Source organism: Pinirhizobacter sp., from assembly GCF_035317885.1.
GTDB lineage: Bacteria > Pseudomonadota > Gammaproteobacteria > Xanthomonadales > Rhodanobacteraceae > Pinirhizobacter.
In genome coordinates, this window is record NZ_DATHFX010000147.1 from 1 (window position 1) to 4,168 (window position 4,168).

The window sequence follows — 4,168 nt, forward strand, 5'->3', positions numbered from 1 at the left end:
CCGTAGCTCCAGCCGAATACGCCGATGCGCTTGCCGTCCACCCACGGCTGGGACTTCAGCCACTTCACGCCGGCGAGCTGGTCTTCGACCTCGGCCACGCCCAGGGTGCGGTAGATCACGTCGGAGAATTTCCGGCCACGACGTTCCATGCCGCGGTTGTCCAGGGTGAACACCACGAAGCCCTGCTGGGCCATGTACTGGGCGAAGTAGTCGCCCCAGCCGCGCGCGACCATCTGCGCCGTCGGGCCGCCGTAGTAGGTGTCGAACACCGGGTACTTCTTCGACGGATCGAAGCCGGCGGGCTTGTACACCTTGTACCAGAGGTCCTGCCCGTCGCTGGATTTGATCTTGCCGAACTCCGGCTGCACCAGGGCGTCCTTGTACTTGAACAGCGGGTGGTGCTCGTCCAGCTTGTTCTCTTCGATCCAGGTGACGAAGCTGCCGTCGTTCTTGCGGATCGATACCTGCGGCGGCGTGGCGGGATCGGAGAACGCGTCGATGTAGAAGCTGGCATCCTTGGAGAACTCAGCATGGTGCGAACCATCGCCCTGGCTCACCCGCGTTGGTTTTTCCGCGGTGCTGCCATCGAGCTTGAGCGAGTACACCTGGCGGTCGGGCACGAAGTCGAAGTTGGAACTCACATAGGCCAGGCCGGACTTCTCGTCCACGGCAAGGAGTTCGTCGAGGTTCCAGTCGCCCTTGCTGATGGCGTGCTTGAGCGTGCCGTCGATGCCGTAGAGATACAGGTGGTGGTAGCCGCTGCGCTCGGATCCCCACACGAACGACTTGTTGCCGTCGACGAATTTCAGGTCGTCCAGCACGTTGATCCAGGTCTTGCTGTGCTCGCTCACCAGCGTGCGCTGGGCCAGCGTTTTTGCATCGACGATCTTCAGGTCCAGCTGGTGCTGGCTGCGCGGCATCACCTGGTAGGTCACGTGTGCGCTATCGGGCACCCATTCGACGCGAACCAGGTAGATGTCCTTGTCCTTGCCAAGGTCGATCCAGCGTGCGTCGCCCCCGGTGGGCGCCACCAGGCCCAGCTGCACCTCCACGTTCGGATCGCCCGCGGCGGGGTAGCGTTGCTCGATCACTTCGGTGCGATCGGCATAGAGCTCGGTGCGCTTGGTCACCGGTACGTTTTTCTCGTCGAAGCGCTCGAAAGCGATCGCCGAATCGTCCGGCGCCCACCAGTAGCCGGTGAAGCGGTGCATTTCTTCCTGGGCGACGAATTCGGCCTCGGCGTTGTGCACCGTGCCCTTGCCGTCATGGGTGAGCTGGGTAGCCTTGCCGGTGGCGATGTCGATCACGAAGAGGTTCTGGTCGCGCACGTACGAGACGAATTTTCCCTTCGGGGAAATCTTCGGGTCGATCGGGTCGCCGCCGGTAGCCAGTTCATGCGGTTTGGCCGAAGCCAGGTCGTACAGGTACAGCTTGCCGCCGATGGGAAACAGCAGGGCCTTTCCGTCCGGCGACCACTGGTAGCTGATGATGCCCTTCAGGCCCGCGGTACGGGCCCGCTCGCGGCGTGCCTTCTCTTCATCGGAAAGCTCCTTGGCCTGTGGTTCGATCTTCTTCGAATCCACCAGCAGCCGCGTGGAGTGGTCCTTGATGTTGTATTCCCACAGGTCCAGCTGGTACTGGTCGTCGGGCTTTGCGCGCAGGAAAGTCACCCGCGTGCCGTCAGGGGAGATCTTCAAGCCGCGCGGCGTGGGGCCGCTCAGGCTGCCACCGTCGAAGATTTTCTCGATGGTGAGTTTTTCAGCGGACACGGGCAGGGCAACCACCATCAGGGCAGCAAGGACGAGGGCACGCATGGGTACTCCGGAAGGTGAGGCAAGCCTCCATTAGAGCCCTTCAGGGCTCAGGACGCGAACCGCCATAAGTCATGGGCTGGAGGGCGCCGGGGTGGTCTCGGGCAGGCCCAGTTCCCCGGCGAAGAAGGTAAGCGCCAGCGCGGCGTCACCCACCCGCTGGCTGAAGGGGGCGCCGATGCCATGGCCGGCGTTCATCCGGGTCAGCAGCAGGATCGGCTGCCCGGACGTGGTGGCGTCCTGCAGGGCCGCGGTGAACTTGCGCGACTGCCATGGCGCCACGCGCGGGTCGTTGGCGCCGGTGGTCATCAGCACCGCTGGGTACTTCGTGCTTTTTTTCACGTGCTGCAGGGGGGAGTAGGCAAGCGTCGCCTTTGCCTGGGCCGGATCGGCCACCGTGCCGTACTCGCTCACGTTGTAGGGGCCATTGGCGAAGGCGGTTTCGTGGCGGGGTACGTCGTAGATGCCCACCTGGGATACCACCGCGCGGTAGGCCTCCGGGTGCTGGGTGAGCGCCGCGCCCATCAACAGGCCGCCATTGCTGCCACCACGGATGCCCAGATGGGCGGCGTCGGTCCAGCCGGTGCTCACCAGCGCCTGCGCCGCGGCATGGAAGTCGTCGAAGACGTTCTGCTTCTTGAGCTTCTGTCCCTCCGCGTGCCAGTCCTGGCCGAACTCGTTGCCGCCGCGGATGTTGGCGTAGGCAAGGACGCCACCGCGCTCGAGCCAGGCCAGGTTGGAGCCGATGAAACCCGGCGTGATGGGAATATCGAAGCCGCCGTAGCTGTACAGGATGGTCGGCCGCTTGCCGTTGGCGTCGATGCCCTTCATCGAGATCACCGTCACCGGGATCGCCGTGCCGTCTTTCGAAAGGCCCTGCACGCGCTGGACCTGGACGTTGCCGTAGTCGGCCGCGGGCTTGACCTCGAAGACGTTGGCCACGGTGCCTGCCTGGCCGTCGTACTCCACCCAGCGCTGCGGGGTGGTCCAGCCGACGTAGCTGATAAGCGCCCGGGCCTGGCCGGCCTCGGCCGCCACGCCGCCGACGGTGATGCCGGTGTCGGGCAGCGGCAGGCGGCGCACCAGTTTCGCCTGGGCGTCGTATTGCTCGGCCCACCAATCCGGGCCCCAGCTGCGGGTGACGATGAAGCCATCGGCAAACGGCGATACCCCCTGCAGCGCCCCCTTAGCCTGGGCCAGCACCGGTTGCACCGCGCCTTCGCCGTCGACCGACAGCAACTTGCCACGCGGCGCACCCTCGAAGCTCTCCACGTACAGCTTCTCGCCCACCCAGTGCGCGCCGCGCACATTGGCCTGGTGGCCAAGCACGCGGTTGAACGCATTGCCCTGTTTCAGGAACACCTCGGCCGCGCCGCCGTCGCCTTCGTTGGCGAGCACGGCAACCTTGCCCTCCGGCGACTGCATCAGGATGTATTCGGCCACCTTGGAATAACCCTGGCCGAAGACGACCGGATCATTGGCCGGATCGCTGCCCATGGCGTGATGCGAGAGCACGGCGTCGAACTGGCGCACTTGCTGGCCCGGGGGTGGCGGCGCGAAGCGGACGTAGGTCAGGCCTTTTTCGTCCTTGTCCCAGGCCACGCCCTGCGGCGTGGTGCCGCCGCCGGCCCAGGGCAGGCTGTCGGGGAGGGTCTTGCCGTTGGTGGTATCCAGGACGTGCAAGGTGGTCAGTTCACTGCCGCCTTCGGCCGTACCGTAGGCAAGGTAGCGGCCGCTGGGCGAGGGCCAGTAACCGGTCATGGCGGTGCCGCCGCCGTTGGCATTCAGATCCACCAGCACCCGCGGCTCGCCCTTTGGCCACGCCTGCGCCATCAGCACCGGCTGGGACTGCGGCGGTGTGTGCTTCATGAAGAACAACGTGCCGCCGGCAAGCATGGGTCCCGAACGCGTGGTCGAGGTGATCGACAGCTGCTTGACCCGTTCGGTCAGCGACTTGCCCGCCGGGATCGCGGCGATGGTCTTCTCGGTATAGGCGTTCTGCGCCTCGATCCAGGATTTCACTTCCTGGTTGCTGCCGTCTTCCAGCCAGCGCCAGGGATCGTCCACCGACTGCCCGGCCAGGGTTTCGTGCACCGGATGCTTCGCCGTGGGCGGCGGCAGGTTCGCGGCCTTGTGTTCGGCGGCATGGGCCTGGCCGGCAAGGGCGAAGGCGAGGGCGCAGGCAAGGACGGCTGGGCGCATGGCTGGATTCGTGGTCGGAAGGAGGCACGAAGGTTACGCCCGCGGGTACGGGCCCGGGCACCCTGACCACCGGCGCTTGCGGTGCACGTGGGCTTGGCTATCCTTCAAGGTTTGGCCCGAAGGTTCTTAACGCCATGCGCCCGATGCTGATCGCC

The 4,168-nt window shown here is 65.7% G+C and carries 2 protein-coding genes; both read right to left on the bottom strand.

Annotation, left to right across the window (positions count from 1 at the left end; genetic code table 11):
* Positions 1 to 1,814: S9 family peptidase (locus VK519_RS04530; RefSeq protein ID WP_324347942.1), on the bottom strand; the 1,814-nt coding region annotated here is incomplete at its 3' end.
* 69 nt (positions 1,815 to 1,883) lie between these two features.
* Positions 1,884 to 4,013: a prolyl oligopeptidase family serine peptidase gene (locus VK519_RS04535; RefSeq protein WP_324347943.1), complete on the bottom strand. Its 2,130-nt coding sequence runs from the start codon at positions 4,011 to 4,013 to the stop codon at positions 1,884 to 1,886.
* Between the last annotated feature and the right edge of the window lie 155 nt (positions 4,014 to 4,168).

What these genes read in the sequence shown, in the direction of transcription:
- VK519_RS04535 (WP_324347943.1), bottom strand. Translation starts at nt 4,013, where the DNA reads ATGCGCCCAGCCGTCCTTGCCTGCGCCCTCGCCTTCGCCCTTGCCGGC.